The 19,348-nt window shown below is 58.1% G+C and carries 16 protein-coding genes; 8 read left to right on the top strand and 8 right to left on the bottom strand.

The features are described from left to right. Window positions 1–97: 97 nt before the first annotated feature. From MESAU_RS29175 to MESAU_RS29195, 5 genes are all read right to left on the bottom strand, one after another. A complete protein-coding gene (locus MESAU_RS29175) occupies window positions 98–988 on the bottom strand; it encodes a plasmid partitioning protein RepB C-terminal domain-containing protein (protein ID WP_015319268.1) in 891 nt (296 codons plus the stop codon). Continuing rightward, a complete protein-coding gene (locus tag MESAU_RS29180; RefSeq protein ID WP_015319269.1) occupies window positions 985–1,878 on the bottom strand; it encodes a plasmid partitioning protein RepB C-terminal domain-containing protein in 894 nt (297 codons plus the stop codon). Before MESAU_RS29180 ends, MESAU_RS29175 begins: the two co-directional genes overlap by 4 nt. After that, window positions 1,878–3,452, bottom strand: coding sequence for a recombinase family protein (locus tag MESAU_RS29185; RefSeq protein ID WP_015319270.1), 1,575 nt, complete (start codon window positions 3,450–3,452; stop codon window positions 1,878–1,880). The genes MESAU_RS29180 and MESAU_RS29185 overlap by 1 nt, the downstream gene beginning before the upstream one ends. 406 nt (window positions 3,453–3,858) lie before the next feature. After that, entirely contained in the window at window positions 3,859–4,521 is a 663-nt protein-coding gene (locus tag MESAU_RS29190) for a hypothetical protein (protein WP_015319272.1), read from the bottom strand. 22 nt (window positions 4,522–4,543) lie between these two features. Beyond that, window positions 4,544–5,269, bottom strand: coding sequence for a hypothetical protein (locus tag MESAU_RS29195; protein WP_015319273.1), 726 nt, complete (start codon window positions 5,267–5,269; stop codon window positions 4,544–4,546). A gap of 436 nt (window positions 5,270–5,705) precedes the next feature. Here MESAU_RS29195 and MESAU_RS29200 point away from each other — a divergent pair, with 436 nt between their 5' ends. The 5 genes from MESAU_RS29200 to MESAU_RS29220 all read left to right on the top strand — a co-directional run bounded on the left by MESAU_RS29200 (window position 5,706) and on the right by MESAU_RS29220 (window position 12,231). Beyond that, on the top strand, window positions 5,706–6,410 hold the full coding sequence (locus MESAU_RS29200) for a PDDEXK family nuclease (protein ID WP_015319274.1): 705 nt from the start codon (window positions 5,706–5,708) through the stop codon (window positions 6,408–6,410). Then, window positions 6,407–8,665, top strand: a complete 2,259-nt coding sequence (locus tag MESAU_RS29205; RefSeq protein ID WP_015319275.1) for a Mu transposase C-terminal domain-containing protein — start codon at window positions 6,407–6,409, stop codon at window positions 8,663–8,665. The genes MESAU_RS29200 and MESAU_RS29205 overlap by 4 nt, the downstream gene beginning before the upstream one ends. After that, window positions 8,649–9,644 carry a TniB family NTP-binding protein gene (locus MESAU_RS29210; RefSeq protein WP_015319276.1) on the top strand — a complete coding sequence of 332 codons (996 nt, stop codon included), beginning with the start codon at window positions 8,649–8,651 and terminating at the stop codon, window positions 9,642–9,644. The genes MESAU_RS29205 and MESAU_RS29210 overlap by 17 nt, the downstream gene beginning before the upstream one ends. Beyond that, window positions 9,637–11,841: a TniQ family protein gene (locus tag MESAU_RS29215; protein ID WP_015319277.1), complete on the top strand. Its 2,205-nt coding sequence runs from the start codon at window positions 9,637–9,639 to the stop codon at window positions 11,839–11,841. The genes MESAU_RS29210 and MESAU_RS29215 overlap by 8 nt, the downstream gene beginning before the upstream one ends. Window positions 11,842–11,961: 120 nt before the next feature. Then, window positions 11,962–12,231 (top strand): hypothetical protein, encoded by a 270-nt coding sequence (locus MESAU_RS29220; RefSeq protein ID WP_015319278.1) that lies wholly within the window; start codon window positions 11,962–11,964, stop codon window positions 12,229–12,231. A gap of 223 nt (window positions 12,232–12,454) precedes the next feature. On the opposite strand, the gene MESAU_RS29225 is transcribed toward MESAU_RS29220, so the two are convergent. The 3 genes from MESAU_RS29225 to MESAU_RS29235 form a co-directional block, all read right to left on the bottom strand. Then, window positions 12,455–13,216, bottom strand: coding sequence for a Stf0 family sulfotransferase (locus MESAU_RS29225; RefSeq protein ID WP_015319279.1), 762 nt, complete (start codon window positions 13,214–13,216; stop codon window positions 12,455–12,457). Window positions 13,217–13,475: 259 nt separating this feature from the next. Beyond that, window positions 13,476–13,826, bottom strand: coding sequence for a hypothetical protein (locus tag MESAU_RS30865; RefSeq protein WP_083883123.1), 351 nt, complete (start codon window positions 13,824–13,826; stop codon window positions 13,476–13,478). 106 nt (window positions 13,827–13,932) lie between these two features. Beyond that, complete coding sequence (locus MESAU_RS29235) at window positions 13,933–14,922, bottom strand: LysR family transcriptional regulator (RefSeq protein ID WP_015319281.1); 990 nt, start codon at window positions 14,920–14,922, stop codon at window positions 13,933–13,935. 291 nt (window positions 14,923–15,213) lie between these two features. Between MESAU_RS29235 and chvE the strand changes: the two genes are divergently transcribed. The 3 genes from chvE (at window position 15,214) to mmsB (ending at window position 19,269) form a co-directional block, all read left to right on the top strand. Continuing rightward, entirely contained in the window at window positions 15,214–16,284 is a 1,071-nt protein-coding gene (gene chvE / locus MESAU_RS29240) for a multiple monosaccharide ABC transporter substrate-binding protein (protein ID WP_015319282.1), read from the top strand. A gap of 163 nt (window positions 16,285–16,447) precedes the next feature. Next, window positions 16,448–17,980, top strand: coding sequence for a multiple monosaccharide ABC transporter ATP-binding protein (gene mmsA / locus MESAU_RS29245; protein ID WP_015319283.1), 1,533 nt, complete (start codon window positions 16,448–16,450; stop codon window positions 17,978–17,980). Then, window positions 17,977–19,269: a multiple monosaccharide ABC transporter permease gene (mmsB, locus tag MESAU_RS29250; RefSeq protein ID WP_015319284.1), complete on the top strand. Its 1,293-nt coding sequence runs from the start codon at window positions 17,977–17,979 to the stop codon at window positions 19,267–19,269. Before mmsA ends, mmsB begins: the two co-directional genes overlap by 4 nt. Window positions 19,270–19,348: the final 79 nt, after the last annotated feature.

Raw genomic sequence — 19,348 nt, forward strand, 5'->3', positions numbered from 1 at the left:
AGGTGAGATCGGGCGCTTCCGCCGGCATTCACCTGCAATCGACCCTAGGATTGCAATCCTCGCCGCGGTCTCCGGGCTTATCGCGGTTCACTCCAGGTCACGCTGCCTTCTGCACTTCCGCGATTTTCTGGAACTCCGCGAGAATGTCCGGATGGCGGTGTGCCAGGTGCCGCACCACCCTGGCGTTTTCGAGTAGCCGGGCCACATAGCCGGTGGCGAGGATTACATCCAAATGATCGCTTCCATAATCCTGCTCAATCGCTTTGAACTCTCGGTCGAGTGTGGCGGATTCGCCCTCCATCATGTCGATCTGCTGTTGGCTTAAGCCCTTTACCGTCTTGGTGCCCCTCACCAGCTGGCTCTCGGGCGTCGCGGCGACCAAAGATTTCGCGTAGCTGATCGAGTATTTGTTCATTGCCATCATCAGCTCGGCTGCCTCGATTTGCCGGATCGATTTCAGTTTTTTCAACTCTCCGAACGTGTTGATCGGCACGTGTCTGTCCTTAAGCAAGTCCACGACTTCCGGACAGATGCCCTCCAGCAGGCTGCGTTTGTGGCGGATGCTGGTTATGTTGACGTTCAATGCCCGCGCGAGCCGCTCCTCAGACACGCCTTTCTCTATGGCCTTCAGGATCATTTTGTGTTCTTGGATGATAGCTATCCGGCTAATGCGCTTGTGGTATGTGAATGCCTCGTCTTCGGTGGCCACGAGGCACACGACTTCGGTCTCGCCACGCGCTCGCAGGATGTCTACGCGTATGTGGCCGTCAAGCAGGTGGAAGCGATTTCTGTCGGTGCTGTCCCTAACCACCACCGGCGGCTCGATGATGCCGACCTCGGCAATGGAAGCAGCGATCTGGGCATACTTCACGGACTTTAATACCGAGGGGGTGAGTTGCCTAAGAGGCAGTATCTCATCGATCGAAATACGGAGGCTCGCTTTTTCGAACGCGATTTTCACGAGAGCTGTTTTTGCCGCTGTGCTCATGGATGTAATGCCTCTAACCGATCTAGACGCTTCGCCAAATTCTTGGGCAAGCTCGTTAGCCCCTCGTTGGTGAGAAGGTCCCGGAACTCTTCGTCTTGCAGCAGCCTTCGCAGGGCTTCAGCGATAAAAATGAGGCGGTTGCTCGCCGCCTGCGCACGCCTGATCAGCAGGCGTTTCCTATCAGTGTCCTGTTGATACGCACGAACGAGGGCATCGGTCGACAGCTTCCTTGGCTTCAGATGAAGGTTGCTCTTCAGGCGCTTGCCCTGAACGCGCCGTTGCTCCACAAGCCGTTTCGCTGCAAGGAGTTTTCGTCCCCGAAGTAGGTTCTTCTCATAAGCATTCTGCAGCGCGCTCTGTATATCCTGGTCATCCGCCTCCGCGATATCAAGCGCGACGCTGAAGGGGATCTGGCCAGATTCAACCGCTCGCAGAAGGCGTTGCTCACCCTTCTCAAGAAGCTTGACCACTGCATGAACGTACTCCGTCGTAAGTCCCGTCTTCCTTGCAATGTCAGCTATCGGGTGCCCTTGCTGTTTCATTCTGCCGATATCGTTCAGAAGATCGATGGCTTGATGTTTACGCCGAGCGCAATTCTCCACCAGGCTGGCTACGAGACAGTCTTCGGGGTCGGCAGTGACGACAAGAGCTGGGACCTGCTGTTGGCCAAGCGCCTTGTAAGCCTCCAGCCTACCCTGTCCGCAAACCAGATCGTAATACGGTCCACCCGCCTCGGGCCGGCGCGCGACTGTAATCGGCCTTTTCAGGCCGATTTCAGAGATGTTGTCGACGATATCTCTGAAGACTCGTTTGTTGCGTATTCTGGGATTGACGACCGCAATCCTATCGACTGGGATCATCTCAACCCGCTGCGCCGGCATTGCGGTCATCACGCTGCCTCCTCTATGGGAGTTCGTTGCGACATTGCATAGAGGGTTTCGAGAGTATCGAAACGGTATGCATCGAGTGACAGCCCGTTGTGCTCGCAGAGGCGCAAGACGGCTGTATGCATATCCAAGCGGGGAAGCAGATAGTAGTCTCGCGGCTGCGCGTTTGTTGGGTCCATGCGTATTGCGACGGTCAAATCTGGATTCAGCGCCGTATCCAACCGCAGCTTCCAGCGAAGTGAACCCGCCCCAGTATGGAAGCACCTGACGATCACAATGCAAGTGGTGAACTCGTGGTTCACCGTCAGCATGTCCGTTGACGGTTCCTGTTCGACAGTTCCCCCGGCCGCCCTAATTCCCTCGATCACTTCTGCCACCACATTGGGATGCAGGCGTCGCAGGGCTCGGTTTGTCTCCAGATAGCGATAGTCGTGATCCGGAACGAACCCAACGAGAGCATAGGCGCGAAGCAAGCTGCCGAAGCGCGACAGATACGAGCTGCTCGAGGGGCAGTCCTCTGCTTCGTCAATAATGATCCCGGAGAGATAGCCGTTCCTGGCCAGAATTGTTCCGAGGAGGCCCAGCATGGCCTCGTCCGACAGACGCTCGGACCTTGCTGCTATAATGGATTGTGCCCGGATGAAGGAGTCTTTGTCGACAATCGGCTCGAACACCCCATTGGCGCGTATCCAGGCATCATCTGGATTCTGAACATGCGACTGTTTGAGCTTGAACGACGTGCGCCCCCACACGTTGTTTCCGATGTATTTCTCGTTAATGAGGAGCTGATGGACCGTTCCTCGCGTCCAAGGCCGACCTAGGTCTGACATGACGCCCCGAGCGTTTAAAGCCTGGGCAATTTCGAGCTCGGAACGGTCCTCAGCTACGAACTTGCGATAGACTTCTCGTACGATGTCGACCTCATGTTCCGGTCCAGGGATCAAGATGACCCGGTCGGTCGCGATACTTTTTTGTTCGCCGCGGTCAAGTTGCGCTTTCCGACTATGGTTCTGATCGACGAGGACACGCCGCAGACCGTATCCGGCGGAGCCGCCTTGCCGAAATCCAAGGCGGATCAAATTAGCCTGGCCTGCGAAAACTTTCACGGAGAGTTCGCGGCTATATTCGCCGGCCATCGCCCGCTTGACCGTCTTCACTATCGAAGAGCCAATGCTGCCGTCGTTCTCAAACTGCTCGGCGCAGTAGTGCACGCGAATTCCCGCGTGCTTGCATCTAAGCTCGATAGCAGCCGCTTCGTCAGGGTCTTGAAAACGTCCCCATCGGCTGACATCGTAGACAAGGATTGCTGCGTAGTCCGCGCGACCGCTTTCAATGTCACCCAGCAGGGATTGCAAGGCGTCCCTTCCAACGAGGCGTAGGCCACTTTTGCCCTCGTCCGCATAAGTTCGAACGATCACGAAGCCGCGCGCATCGGCGTACCGCTGTATTGCCGACGCTTGGTTGTCGGTCGAATACTTCTGGTGTTCGGTCGACATGCGAACGTATTGGGCGGCTCGAATCCTGGAACGCGGGGCCCGGGCTTCGCTCCCACCCGTCTGGTTCCAATTGATTACCATCTCGGGCCACGTGCGGAAAAGCAGGAAGCTGCAAGATACTTTAGCTCAAGGAGCCGGAAATATGTTTCCGAAAAGCGGCAATAAACTTCCAGAGGGACCCGTTCACGCGACCGAAATCGCCTATGCGGCTGCAGTCGCCAAAGCATTGGCATCTGAGGTCGGCACCAGCCGGTTAGCGACGAAAACCGTAATGCTCTGGACGGGTGCCAGTGACCGTAGTGCAAGGCACTGGTTGAACGGACATCATGGCCCGGGAGGCTTGCACCTCATCCTACTGGCTAGGAACTCGCCAGCGGTAATGAGGACGGTAATGCGGCTGGCCGATCGGCAAGGGTTCGAATTGGCAATTGAACTCTCCGCCGCTCGCACAGCTCTCATTCGAGCCACCGCCATCATCGAAGCCCTTTCATCCGATGGCGGGGAAATTTGATAGATTGTTTGGCATTCCCGTGGACCCGTCTGCCTCTCTTCCGATTTCAGTCTTGTCCAAAGTGATCCGACGCGCTCGGTCAGCCGATTTGCGTGTCCGCTCCGCCGGGCGGTATACCGACACAACGAGGGGCTGCCGCAACCGACCTGCGATAGTTCTAGCAATGCGCCGCAAGTCCAGCGTAACGTGGGCGCGCGAACCATCGGGAAAGCGCGACTGGGCCCGACCAGCTAGCTGGATGCACATGCCATACTGAAGCAGTGCAAATCGATACGGTTCGTGATCCAAAGAAGCCGCGAATGCGTTTGCCATGATCCCCATATGGCGGGGAGCATGGACCAATTTGCCATGCGCCCCCTGCCTCTGGGTCGCTATGGCTTTTGGGCAGACGTCGAACACGTGGAATACAAGGTGTTCCGACACTAGTTTCGTGAAGCGCAAGAGCCACCCGTCGCGGACACCAACCTCAGCTAGAATTGCGGCGGCTGCTGCGTCGATCACCGCATATACGTTCGATTCCTGCACCACCACTTTCTGATCCACCCACTTCTCAAGCTGAGCCTCGTCCACCCCGGCCAAACGTGCGATCTCGGCCTGGTCGAACTCTACAAACTCATTTTCAATAACGCCTTCACACATGAGCGTACTCCTTACGTTGAAATTACTGCAGCGTCGGCAAGCCGATCATCGATGCCAAATCGTGTGGCTCGTATTCGCGTCGCCTGGGCAAGCGGATCACCATCTGCGCGAGGAAGGTGCCTGCCCGCTCGGCAAGGCGTTTTCCGGCGGCATCGAGATCGAGGACAACGGCCCTCGCATGCTCGTCATCCGAAATCCGCCTCCTAAGCTTAACCGCAAGGTTTGCCTGCTTGATAACCGCGAATTTTCCGGTCCGTTCGACAAAGGCGCGGCTTAGGATCGCCTCGTCGGTTCCCAGACTTGAAGCAACTGTTCGAAACATTCCTGTTTCAGATTCCTTGATCACGCGGGTGAGCGGCGCTGACCGCCGCAGCGCATGATATAGGATGCTTTGGGAAACCTTCCCGGCGATGTTCGCTGCGTGAAGGAGCGGGACATCGAGAGCCAACATATCGCGGATAGCGCAGAGTCTGGCGACATCGGAGGAGCAAGGCCGCCTTTTGCCTTCCGGCATAATACGGATCCCTGATTTCGCCCAATCGTCCAGAGTTTTCGAGTCGATTTCGGTCAAGTCAGAGAGACGATCACGAGCGAAAGAACACTCAAGAAACTGGATGAACCTTCCACCCTTATACGGGATTTCGTTGGAAGCCATAGAAGGCCCCAAGGACAGGTAATACCTGAAGAATTCCTCCTCAGAATCAAAGATCGCGAGCTGCAGATTTTGCAGAATTGCGTACGCATTCATTTGCAGGGCCTTTTCAATCGGGTGAGTCAGTTCTGGATGTCAGTTTCCGCGCAGCGTGAAGCGGCCTAAGTGCCCCGACAGCGCGCCTGTGCCCACCTCAGTGAATTGTCGTCGCCATGGCAGGCGGCCGGAAGCCGGCCCCAGCAAAGGATATTCCTGAAAGTCGCATTCCATTTCAATAATCCATGTTGTCGGGCCGACTCCTACCACATTTATGCGCCGTTGCAAGTATAAATTTCTATTAACGATAACCTTACTTGGTTAATTCCGGATATCTATGGACGGCATTGTCTGTCCAGCAATTCTTTACATCGGCTTTTAAAAAGTCGACCTTATGAAATCATTTGACATCGTTTGGACAAAAATCTTAACCCAGGGAAACTCACCCGCCGCGAAGCAACAAGGTGCGGAGGTGGCAAAGACAACAGGAGGCTGAATGCGGCCGCGATCCTCGATCACGCCCGAATATTTCGGGCTTTGTGAGGCCCCATCCCGAATGCGCCAGCCTCTGAGGTTTAGTCGCCGCGGATTGATCGTCGGGATGTCGTGCGCATCAAAGCTGTTGGGTTCTCGTCAGCACGGATCGTTGCTGGAGCGTGATCTCCACACTCTGCTGGAAGCGGACCCCTCATTTGAGAGTTTCGCGCTTGAGGCACACTCCCTCGTTTACTTCGCTCCTGCGGAACAGGGTCATTTCCAACGGCGCACTTACACTCCAGACGTCGTCGCCCGAACAACTTACGGCGAAATCGTGGTGCTTGAGGGAAAGGCAGCGGCTCTCCGGGCAAAGACGAACTGGGCCGAGAAGGAGCATCTGATCCGCGAAGCATATTGGTATGATCACGGTATTCGCTTCTGCGTGCTGACGGAGTTCGACATCCGGAAGGAGCCGCGACTTTCGAACTGCAAGGTCATCGTCAGCCGCGCACGCGGAGCCGACGACCCTGACCTGGCACTCCGTCTTGGCGATGCAATCCGGCTTCGCCCACACACGCTCGGAGAATTGTATCGCATCATGCTGGCGCCGAAGGCATCGGTCTTCGCCACTCTTATGGCGCTGGTTTACCGAGGTAAGGCCCAGTTCGATCTGGCGCAGCCCGTGAGCGAAACGTCCACATTTTCTGAGGCGCTTTCTCGATGAACGGAAGAGAGGCGGCGCGAGAATTGGGATCCGCATTGAACACGCCCGCGGGAGTGCGATTTTTTGAGATCCCACTTTTCTCCGAGATCAAGATGCATGACCGCCATTATTTCGTGCAGCAGCGCCTAGGAGATCAGTGGGTTTTCATCGACCGGCAGAACGCACGCCCAGCTCTCCTTTCGGACGCGCAGATCGGGGGGCTCATGTCGGCAGGGGACTTTGTGGTCGAACGTATGGCTGCAGGGGCCAAGTCGGTCCCCGTCCCCCGGTCGCCGTTGTTGACAAGTGAGACAACTCACGGCCAGAATCTTCGAAAGCATGCCTACGTAGACGAGTGCCGCAAGCTCGGCGACCATCTCCGGCGGTCCAGATCGATACTTAAACCCGTCATCAAAGACCTGGCGTCGCGACGTGGCGAGAAAGCGCCCGGATTCACAACGGTCCTTTCGTGGCTTGACGAAGCGGAGCAGTTCGGCGAGCACTTTGGCACTGCCGCCTATTCTGATCGTCACTATCTCAAGGGAAGACGAGGACCGCATCTGCCGACTTGGCAGGAAGACGCCATACAATGCGGGATAGAGTTATGGCTCTCAGTCAACCGCATGACCAAGGGCACGGCATACGCAAAAGTTTGCGAAGCCATTCGTGAGTTTGACGAAACGGTCGGACCATCGCTCGACAAGAGCACCCTACCTTCGAAGTTCCTAGCGTCAGACGGGAGCCTGGTACCGCCCTCCGAAAGAACCTTCCAGCGTAGATGCGCCCAGATTGATAGGCAGACCCGCGACCACTATAAGCGCGGCCCGCATTTTGCTGCCAATAATAATCGGACCTACTCCACACGTCCTCGACCCGCGAGGCCATATGAGGACGTCGAGGTTGACCACTGCACCCTTGACGTGATCGTCGTCGACGGAGAGCGCGGCTGCATTTTCGGACGTCCTGATGTGGTAGTGTTTCGGGACCGGGCAACGGCGATGATCGCCGGCTTTTCGATCGGCTTCGAAGCGCCAAGTTACGCTTCATTCCTCGAGGGGTTGCGACATGCAATCTATCCGAAGTCACCGGACAGCCTGGCAGGAGTATCCAGCGATTGGCCCTGCTATGGGCGCATCGAGAACCTCTGGGTCGACAACGCCTTCCATTTCATAGGCAACAACATCGCCGAGGCCGGGCGAGAGCTTGGTATCAATATCGAGCGACTACCGCGACGGTCTCCTTGGATGAAGGGAGCGTTAGAAAGGTTCTTCCGATCGATGGGGGTGGGCCTTCTACACCTCCTGCCCGGAACCACGTTGGAGAACGTCCTCGCGAGACGAGATTATGAGAACCTTGGCACGGCGACTCTGACACTTCCTGAACTCGAAGGCGTTATCACGAAGTGGATCTGTGACGATTATCACCAACGCATAACGAAGGGTCTGGGGGTCATTCGTGGTCACGGCGACATCCCGTCGAAGGTGTGGAACGAGCTTGCAGCAAAATGTCCGGCATCTCTTCCACCCAACCGAGACTTGTTCACGTCGCTCGCTGGAGACACGCAGTACCGAACCGTACAACGCGAGGGCATAGCTTGGGACTACATCAAATATGAGAGCCCAGAATTGTCAGCGCTACTGACAGACCCGCGGCATGGGCTGAGGCGAGAAGGACGAGTCTCGACCAAATATAGGATTGCACGCGATCCTTATCGGTTGGGGGAGATCAGTGTGGTCAATCACCACGCTGGTGAAATCATCCGTGTGCCGGCGACCGCTGCACATCACCAGTATGCATCAAGCGTTACGCTTCACCAGCATCGTGTCATCCTCGCACGGGCCAGAGAACAAATGCGAGGAAGCGTAGACATCCATGCTTTGGTGCGCGTTCGTGCCGAATTGATTGACCTCGTGGCACGCCTCCTCGGCAAACGCCCAAAGACGGTCCAGAAGAAGCTCGCGCGGTTTTTGCAGAAGGAGTCAGCCTACCGTTTGGCAAGTCACGTCGTAACCGTCCCGGATACGGCTGCGTCAGATTTCCTTGGGTCGGATCTACCGCTCTTGGAGACCTCGCGGCCGCTCGCAGCTTCGCTGTCCAGTCAGCCTACGGCTCCGGCCACGGCACAACAGACTCAAGAAGTCGAAGGGGCGGCAATCAAGACGAATTTCGTAAGCCTCGGGTCGGAAACTGCGGGCAAGTCGCTCGACGAAATGGAAGATTTGGAAGAGTTCAAGAAGCGTAAAGCATGGAGCGTATCAGATGGGCGAAACGTCTGACCGGCTAAGAACCGCACAACTGCCTGCGGCAGAGCGGCAGTCAATCCTCAAGAAGCTGATCATCAATCACGACCGGCTCGTCGAAGGGTTGGAAGCTTTGGCGCGATTTCACATGCCGGTCAAAGGCGGCGTCCACGATACGGGGTGCGTGTCCGCGATCGTGGGAGATAGCAGGACCGGTAAATCCTTTGCCGCGTCGGCGTATGTCCGGCGATTTCCACCCGCAGAAGGCGAAAAGGGAATGATCTTTCCAGTTCTCTTGGTCGAAACGGCACCGACGGGAGGCATGAGACCTGTCCTCGAGAACCTCGCCAACGCTCTCGGCATGCTTCACTCCCAGCGCATGAACAATGCCCTGCTGACCAACAACATCCTCGAGGGGCTGAAATATCATCAGGTGCAACTTTTGATCTTTGATGAGTTCCAAGACGTGTGCGACAGCCGGAATATTCGTTTGGCGGTGGACGTGAAGCGCCTGCTTCGTAAAATCCTTAATCTCGACACTCTCAACATCATCTGCATCGGCCTTCCAGAGACCTATCAAATTCTGGCCAACGACAAGCAGCTTGTCGGGCGCGGCGGCTTGCAACATGCCCACCTGCATCCCTACACATGGGATAGTGATGACGAGAGGAAGTCGTTTCGCCTCCTGTGCGACATGTTCGACGACGGCTTGCCCTTTCGCGAAAAGTCAGGCTTAGGATCAGTCGCCCTCGCACAGCGTCTTCATTGGGTTTCCGACGGGACCATCGGCAAGCTAAAGAACTTCCTGTTCCAAGCGGGATGTCTCGCGATCAACGACGGCTGCGAGCACGTGACGTTCGAGCATCTCGCGATGGCTTACAGCGCCATCAAGCCACCAAAGACAACCTTTAATCCCTTTGTCGATGATTGGAGCTTGAAGCCGGTCGAGAAGACCGAACTGCTCTTGTCATCCGCGCAACGCTCGCTCTCCAAGAGGAGCGTTGCGCATGCTTGACCGAGTCGATTCAGAAAGGCTCGTGCCTGTTATCAGCCGCTGGGGTATTCAGCCTCTTGCCGATGAACCCGCACACGGGTTCTTCCTGAGACTAGCCGCGCTAAACGGCCAAGTATCAATACGACCCTTTGCCATGGCTCTTGGCATCAATGGGCGAAACATTAAACCCCAGGAGATGCTGAGCTTCTGTGCGGAGCTTCCTATTCCCGGGCTCGATATCTTACGCGACGCAACGCCGGTGCTGGGTGATCGTGGATCAGTCTACATTCGCGGAGAGCGTCTCAGAGTCGGTCGCGACTGGTCGACGCGACATCGCCGGTACTGTGCCAAATGCCTCGAAGAATCGTCGCATCACAGGTTCTGGTTCGACATCCTGGCAATTTCACACTGTCCGTTTCATGGCCAGGAGATGTCGGTCGAGAAAAATGGTATGGTGTGGGCCCAGGGCTACTCGGCGAACGCCATGCGGACGCCGGCGACAAGCAATCTCGCGAAAATTGGGCTAGCGCAATATCTGGCTGGTCGTTTGGGGGTCCTTCCGCGCGTACGGGTGGCATTGCTCGACGCCATGGAACTCACCGATGCGATCTTTCTCAGCGCCGTCATTGGAGACATGATCCAAGTGGGCTGGCGATCGCGCAAGCCAGACGCTGACCGCACCCAGTCGACGCAACAAGCCGCTGATCGAGGGCTTTGCTTCTTACTGGATGGCAGATCGCTGATCGACTTGTGCAGCGAATATATTCGGGCCGGCCGCTTTTTCATCGATGGAAAACTTACCTCGCGAAAGCCAACTCACGTACTCGGTTGGCTCGAATCGCCAATGAGGAACCAGATCCATCATAAAGGCATCGCCCCACTGCGGGATTGCATTCGAGCGCTTCTCGGCGAGTTGAGGCCTCCGGCGCGGCGGAAGCGTGTTCAAATCAATGCCGAATTTGATCGCGGCGTAGACGTCATCGCGAAATCCCTTAGGCTAAGATCATCTGCAGTTCGGCAACTTGCAGTCGCGTGTGGTCAGCTAACCTGTCGGGATCTGAACGCCGACGCGATTGCCAATATGGCGACGAGGGCCTGCAGTCCAGAGACTGCAGCAGAATTGCTCGGCGTCAGCGACAAGCGCCTTGCGACCCTTCGGGATTCTCAGCTCATCCAACCCCTTATTAAGGGCTGTGCCGGCAATCCGGCGAAATACGACGTGGAGGCGATACACTCGCTGATCGATCAATTGAGTGCCCGGTATCCCACTGCTGGAGTGCCTACAGCAGGCCTGACGTTGGAGCAATATCAACGGAAGATGCTATGCTCCTATCCGACCGTCGCAAGGCAAGTACTAACCGGGCAGTTGCCAATATCGGGATTGGATTTAACCAAGAATGGTTTCTCCGCAATCCTTGTGCCTCAGCCATCGGTTCACCGGATCAGACGGACAGCTCTCGACGATGGGTATGTGACCGCCGAACAGGCTGCTGCGCGTCTTTGCGTTCAGCCGAATGTCATCAAGAATTTGGTCAAGCTGCGTATAATTCACGGCCTGGAGAAAGGCGGCAAAGCCTGGGCCGTCGACGTTCAGTCGCTTGAGAGGTTCGCAAGCGACTTTGTCCCCGCAAAAGTCTTGGCTGAGCGCTTGCAATGCCCTGTTTGCAAGCTGCCAGCCAGACTCCAATCTCTGGGGATTTCAATTGCTTTCAGCACCCGTCAAATTGGCGTGACGATCGTCCGTAGATCCGACGTCGCCCGTGTGGTGCCTGTCTCTTCGGATAGCAGTGATCTAGCCGATCAGTTCTTCAGGGCAATGAGAGCGTATTTTTTGACGTCGAGATATGGCCATGGCCTGCGTTGGGTCGAGGGGGAGAGCAACGCGATAATTCTCGGGATCGGAGGACGGGTTCGTCTGTCGGTGGAGTATCAGGCCAAGCAATCCGCAACTGATGCGACGCTGGTTATCTCGAGTTCGGCCTCCGAAAGGAAGTTCGCTCTTGCTGATGACAAATTTCGAGCTTTGTGGCCGGAATCAACGATGGGCATTCGTTCGGGTGGAAGGGCAACTGTCAGCCAAAGTTGTGCATTGGATGGCCAAACTTCATCCCACGAGCCAACTTTTAACTGGCTCGAAAGTTGCGCCTTGTCGCTGCGATCTCTTGTAGGTCAGCCGTGTAAGTGGGGATCAAAGCCCGTTCAGAGCATAGCCGACTGATAGCATAGCCGATTGATAGCGACAGTGCGTCCTGCACGCTAGATGAGCCACTTCCCCGATTTCCTTGACTTTCGACCTCGAAGATAGGATTATTTGCCTATCAACAGCAAGGAAACATCTATGGATACCTATAACAAGCTTGGTCATCTCGAGGACTCGCTCGTTTCGTTGAATCCATTGCGACTCGCCGGAATGAGTCGTTTGACGCTGGCAAAGATCGAGAAGGCGCGTGTTCGTCATGCTGAACTTCTTCAGCAGTTGCGCGACCTCGACAAGCAGCACGCTGCAGCAGAAAATTCACATTTGCAGCATCACATCTCTCAGCTCATCGAGCATTTGCGCCCTCAGATTCAGCACGCGTTTGATACGATCGCACCGTACAGAAGGTAGTGACGGGCCAGGTCCGTCGCGAGTCCATTAATTGTTGGCGCCTTGGGACGAACGTCCAATCTTTTGTGGCCAAATCAGTCCATGAAAATGACGCTACAGGGAGCTAACCTGTTGATTTTTATACGGCGTCTGTCCAGGATACCTTGTCGCCCCACAAGTCTGATGCGAAAAGCCGATTGCCTAGCCCGGCCCCTGTCCGATTGGCAGCACTATCGGGATTCGCCTAGGCTTGTCCGGTTAGCATCTGCTTCTTGAGGAGGAACCGGGCGAGGTTGTTGATGTTCCGCGGCGCCACCTTTCTGGGCAGATGCGCCAGGAGGTCTTCCGATTTGACGTCGTTGCGGAACCGCTCCGCCCAATCTTCGGTGAGATCGTCCCGCTGCAGGCGTAAATTCGTCTCGAACCCTCCGTCCGGCATTTCAACCGACAACTGCCGGGCCACCGACGCGACGTACGGCCGAGGATCGTCCAACAGATCCTCATAAAAAAAGTGATCGTAGGCCAGATCGGCCAGCCGCAGGTAAGCTTCCCAGAAAGCATAGCTCTGCTCGATCAGGAAATAGGCCTGGCAGATGCCGGCGAAGTCGTATCGCGGAACCAGATCGGCGCCGTCCATCGTGCTTTTCCAATGCCCCGACGCCTTTGCCCGGCAATAGGAAATCGCCTGGCGAAGGCGGTCCCGCCGCTCCAGCAGGACCAAGCCCATGGCATGGCGCCGGCTGCATTCAGCGAGGAAGTCAACTCCATATCTGGCCTGCGACCAGTGAAGATGCCGCGGAAACAGTTTCACGGCGAACGTGCCGTTTGCGGTTCCGCCGCGATCGATCACGGCGGACATCAGGTCATCGAAGGATTTCGGCTTGCACCCCAGATTGGCGGTGTCGAGCCACTCGGCCGACTTGCCCAACAATCCCGTGCTGTTCGTGAGACTGCCAAGCCATTCGGAGCCGCTGCGGGCTTCGGTCAGTATGGCGACGCCCTTCATGCGTGCCGCTTCTCCGCGGCACGCATGATCTTGATTGCAGAATGCCGTTCTTCTTGATGGTCCCTCGGCATGGTCAAAGCTCCGCTTTAAACAGGCTTCAACGGACAAAGGCTTATATGGTTCCGCCGATTCGGCGGCAGCTAGGCAAAAGTGCGAGTCCCAAAAACGTTACAGTTGGGTAATCAACGCCGGACTTAAAGAGCCTGAACACAGGTGCCGGCCACCTGCGGTGGCCGGCCTATGCGTCAGCAAAAAGCGATTACAGCCATACGCGGAGCCAGACGCGCTCGCGCCAGCAGCGGGTACGGCGGCGGCCATGGCGCCAGTAGCTGCGGCAAACTCGTCTCCAGCCGCGGCGACGCCCGTGGCGACGACGCCAGTAGCCATCGTGGCCATGATGGCGGCGAAAATGCCAGTCCCGATGCGAGACCTGCTCCAGCTCGACCGCGTCATCCCCTTCGAAGACAGCCGGATCCGGCTTGTCCAGTTCATCAAGAATTCCGTTTCCCTGGGGAACACCGGCTACCGCGCGGCCGGGTCCGGCCACGCTCGCAAACGCCGCTGCCCCCGCGAGGCCAAGCATTCCAGTAAGAAACAACCGACGTTCCATAAAAACCTCCCGAGTTGTTAATCGTCGACACCTCGTTTCCTCGCCCGCAACGGGCTCCAGCGCGCATGCCGAACGGTTTGAACGCGCGGCAGCGGTTCTCGTTCCATCACCCCACTTCGCGCAGGATGAAATCATGCAGCATTTTGGCAGCCGGCGACAGTACGCGATTCCTGACGGTGATCAGGCTGTAAGGCCTGACCTCGATGTCGAATTCGGTTTGGACGACATCGATGGCGCCGGCAAGCCCGTCCGGGTTCTGGATGAACTTCGCCACCTGCACCGAGACCGGCGCGATGGCATCGGATTGCGCGACCATGACCAGCGTGAGCAGCAGCGAACTGGTGTTCAAGATCCGGTCCGGCAGCGCGATGTTGCGGTTCAAGAAGTTGCTCTCCATCGCCTGACGCAAGGGCGAACCGCCCGACTGGAAGACCCAGTCATAGGCTGCGGTGTCTTCCAGCCGCACCACATTGCCTCCAGCGAGCGGGTGGCCGCGGCGCACGATCAGGCAGGCCTTCTCGACGCCGATCACACGGGATTCGAACAGTCGTGGATTGAGGTCGTCGGGAATGCGGGCGATGATGAAGTCGTGACGCGAGGCGATCAGCTCGCGGGCGAGCACGTTCGACGTCTCGACCTGCATGGTGATCTCGATGCGCGGATAGATGCGGCGGATTTCACGGATCGCCGGCACCGCCAATTCGATCGCCGGCGCGGTCACGGCGCCGAGGAACACCGAACCGCCCTTGCCGGCCTTGAGCTCGGCAATCTCGCGGTCGGCTTCGCGCATCTCGAGCAGGATCGAGCGGGCCCGCCTGGCAAGCGCCTGGCCATAGGGCGTGAGGGTCACTCCGCGCGGCAGCCGTTCGCACAGCTTCACGTCGAGCACCGCCTCCATCTCGGCGATCATGCGCGAAGCGGCCGGCTGGGAGATGTTCATGACCTGGGCCGCGGCGCTCACCCGTCCGTGATCGTCGAGGGCGGCGATCATGCGCATGTGGCGCAAGCTCAAACCACTGCGCAGGAGTGTCTCACCGTCTCCCGGGAGCTTCTCGTAACTTACTGGAATCGCATCGGGATCGCGCAATGCCGCCATGATCTCCAGCTTTCTCGCCGATTGCTTTCCGGATGCTAGATCATACCGGTTTCGATATAGCAACCACCAAAGATCGCATTTGACAGTTATGGCAAAGGGACCCACCCTTCGCGCGTTCCGGGACGCAAGGGTCGGTGGCGATCAAAATCGTATCGATTGAAACTGCGTCGCGGAGCCGATTGGGAGGATACCGGAGATCGATAATGCCGACAGCGGCGCGTTTGCGCTCCTGTCTGGCTGCGCGGCCCGCGAAGCCCCGAGGTGTCGCGTCCATCAACCAGGGAGAGTAATGTGAAGATTATCAAGACGCTGGCCGCCGTGGCGGCCCTTGGCATCGCTGCCATGACCTATCAGGCGCACGCGGCCGACAAGGGTCTTGTCGGCGTGCTGATGCCGACCAAGACCTCGCAACGCTGGATCAATGACGGCGACGCCGTCAAATCCCAGCTCGAGGCGCTCGGCTACACTGTCGACCTGCAATACGCGCAGGACGACATCCCCAACCAGCTCAGCCAGCTGGAAAACGAAATCACCAAGGGTCCGAAGGCGCTGATCATCGCCTCGATCGACGGCACCACGCTGTCGGATGCGCTGCAGAAGGCCAACGACGCGGGCGTCGTCGTCGTCGCTTATGACCGCCTGATCAAGAAGACCAAGAATGTCGACTATTACACCACCTTCGACAATTTCGGCGTCGGCGTGATCCAGGCAAATTCCCTGGTCAAGGGCCTCAAGGAGCGTTTCCCGAACACCAAGCCGTGGAACGTCGAACTGTTCGGCGGCTCGCCCGACGACAACAACGCCTTCTTCTTCTACAATGGCGCGATCTCCGTCCTGCAGCCGCTGATCGATGACGGCTCGATCAAGATCAAGTCCGGCCAGACCGGCATGGACAAGGTCGGCACGCTGCGCTGGCTCGCCGCCACCGCCCAGGCGCGCATGGACAACCTTCTGTCGGCCAACTACTCGGACGGCAGCCGCGTCGATGGCGTTCTGTCACCCTATGACGGCCTGTCGCGCGGCATCACCGCCTCGCTGCGCGCTGTCGGTTACGGCACCGACGCACAGCCCTGGCCGATCGTGACCGGTCAGGACGCCGAGACCGCCTCGGTCAAGCTGATCATCTCGGGCGAGCAGTACTCGACCGTGTTCAAGGACACCCGCGAACTGGCCAAGGCCACGGTGCAGCTGGTCGACAAGGTGCTCTCCGGCGGCAAGCCGGAAGGCCTCGACGAAAAGACCTACAACAACGACGTCAAGGTGGTTCCCTCGATCCTGCTGACGCCGCATGAGGTCGACAAGTCGAACTACCAGGCCCTGGTCGTCGACTCCGGCTACATCAAGGCCGAAGACCTGAAGTAATCCCGGTTACAAAGGCAGGGGTCCTGCGCGACGCAGGGCCCCTTTTCGTTCACAAGCGGCCCCGGTATTGTCTCTGCCGGCCTAGAGCCATTCCCGGAAAAGTGCGCAGCGGTTTTCCGTCAGGAATCGCCTAAAAAAGAAAGTCTAGGAGGAGCTTGCCCTGATGACCTCGACGATTTTGGAGATGCGCGACATCACCAAGACGTTCCCCGGCGTGAAGGCGCTGTCGAACGTCAACCTCCGCGTCGAGGAAGGCGAAATCCATGCCGTGGTCGGCGAGAACGGCGCCGGAAAATCGACACTGATGAAGGTGCTTTCGGGCGTCTATCCCTCCGGCACCTATGATGGCCAGATCATCTTTCAGGGCCAGGAATGCCAGTTCAAAGGCATTCATGACAGCGAACACAAGGGCATCGTCATCATCCACCAGGAGCTCGCGCTGGTGCCGATGCTGTCGATCGCCGAAAACATTTTCCTCGGCAACGAGCAAGCCAGATACGGCGTCATCGACTGGGACGCCAACGAGGCGCGCACGGCCGAGCTTTTGAAGAAAGTCGGGCTCAAGGAAGACCCCAAGACGCTGATCACCCATATCGGCGTCGGCAAGCAGCAGCTGGTCGAGATCGCCAAGGCGCTCAGCAAGGAAGTGAAGCTGCTGATCCTCGACGAGCCGACAGCATCGCTCAGCGAGAAGGACAGCCAGGCGCTGCTCGATCTATTGCTCGAGTTCAAGCGGCAGGGCATGACCTCGATTCTGATCTCCCACAAGCTCAACGAGGTGAACCGCGTCGCCGACAAGGTGACGGTGATCCGCGACGGGCGCACGATCGAGACATTGCCGAGGAAGGACATCAGCGAGGACCGCATCATCACCTCGATGGTCGGCCGATCCCTCGACGATCGCTACCCGCCGCGCGAACCTAGCATCGGCGACGTCATTTTCGAGGTCAAGGACTGGTCCGTCTACCACCCGATCCATGCCGAACGGCAAGTGATCAAGAGCATCGACCTCAAGGTGCGCAAGGGCGAAGTTGTCGGCATAGCGGGACTGATGGGCGCCGGTCGCACCGAATTCGCCATGAGCCTGTTCGGCCGCTCCTATGGCCGGCGCATCAGCGGCGAGGTGCTGCTCAACGGCAAGCCCGTGGACCTTTCCACAGTGGGCAAGGCCGTGCAGAACGGCATCGCCTATGTCACCGAGGACCGCAAGACCTACGGGCTGAACCTCATCGACCATATCAAGCACAATGTGACGCTGGCCAACCTCGGCGGCGTTTCCAGTGGCGGCGTGATCGACGATATGCGCGAAATGAGCGTCGCCAACGACTATCGCAAGAAGACCAATATCCGCGCCTCCAGCGTCTATCAGCTGACCGGCAACCTCTCTGGCGGCAACCAGCAGAAGGTGGTGCTGTCGAAATGGCTGTTCGCCGACCCGGAAGTCCTGATCCTCGATGAGCCGACGCGCGGCATCGACGTCGGCGCCAAGTACGAAATCTATACAATCATCGCTCGCCTTGCTGCCGAGGGCAAAGCGATCATCGTCATCTCGTCTGAAATGCCGGAATTGCTCGGCATCACCGACAGAATCTATGTCATGAACGAAGGACGCATCGTCGGCGAGATGGCGGCAAGCGACGCCAGCCAGGAAAAAATCATGCGCGCCATTGTTCGCGGAGAAGGAAAAGCATCATGAGCACAGACAGCGCTCCCGCACCTCAAAGCGGCACCGCCGAGGACGTCAAGCAGGGTCCTCGCGTCGCCGTCTCGGCGCTGACGACGAACCTGCGCGAATACGGCCTGATCATCGCGCTGATCGTCATCATGCTGTTCTTCCAGTACACGACGTCGGGAACGCTGTTCAAACCGGTCAACCTCAGCAACCTGGTGCAGCAGAACTCGTTCATCATCGTGATGGCGCTCGGCATGCTGCTGGTCATCGTCGCCGGCTACATCGATCTCAGCGTAGGATCGGTCGCCGGCTTCATCGGCGCGCTTGCCGCCATGATGATGGTCATCTGGCCGCTTGGCATATTCAGCAATCCGCTCGTTGTCTCGATCGTCTGCCTCATCGTCGGCGGGTTGATCGGTGGCGCGCAAGGGTACTGGATCGCCTATCACCGCATACCAAGCTTCATCGTGACGCTCGCCGGCATGCTGATCTTCCGCGGCATCTGCCAGGCGCTGCTTGGCGGCGGCTCCTCGGTCGGCCCGCTTCCCGACAGTTTCAAGGCGCTGAGTTCCGGTTTCATCCCCGATGTGATCGGCCCGCTGACCCTGATCCCGCCGACGGTGAACGCGGCCGGCAAGACCGTTTTGGGCAGTGGCCTGACGCTTCACATGACGACAGTCGTGCTGGGCCTGATCGCGGTGCTCGCCTACGCCTATTTCGGCTTCAGGACGCGACGCAAGCGCGAACTCCACGGTTATGAGGCCGAGCCTTTCACCCTGTTCGTCATCAAGACCCTGGTCGGCAGCGCGCTGGCGCTCTTCCTGGTCTTCCAGTTCGCGACCTATCGGGGCCTGCCGATCGTGCTGCTGGTGATGGGCGTGCTGATCTCGCTGTTCGTCTTCGTCACCAAGCGCATGACCATCGGCCGCCGCATCTACGCCATGGGAGGCAACGCCAAGGCGGCGCAACTGTCGGGCATCAACACCGAAAGGCTGACGCTCTGGGTGTTCGTCAATATGGGCGTTCTGTCGGCGCTCGGCGGGCTGATCATCGCCGCACGTCTCGGCCAGGCCGTGCCGGCGGCCGGCCTCGGCAGCGAGCTCGACGTGATCGCGGCCGTCTTCATCGGCGGCGCCTCGGCGATGGGCGGCGTCGGCCAGGTCATCGGCGCGGTGGTCGGCGGCTTCATCATGGGCGTGATGAACAACGGCATGTCGATCATGGGCGTCAATGTCGACTGGCAGCAGGTGGTCAAGGGCCTGGTGCTGCTCGGGGCCGTGATCTTCGACGTCTACAACAAGAACAAGGCTTGAGGGCCGGGGGCGAGGACTAGGAGGCATACGGGTTCTAGATCGCGGGGCTGCCGGCAGCCCGTCGGCACCAAGAAGTCCG

This window comes from Mesorhizobium australicum WSM2073, assembly GCF_000230995.2.
Classification (GTDB): domain Bacteria; phylum Pseudomonadota; class Alphaproteobacteria; order Rhizobiales; family Rhizobiaceae; genus Mesorhizobium; species Mesorhizobium australicum.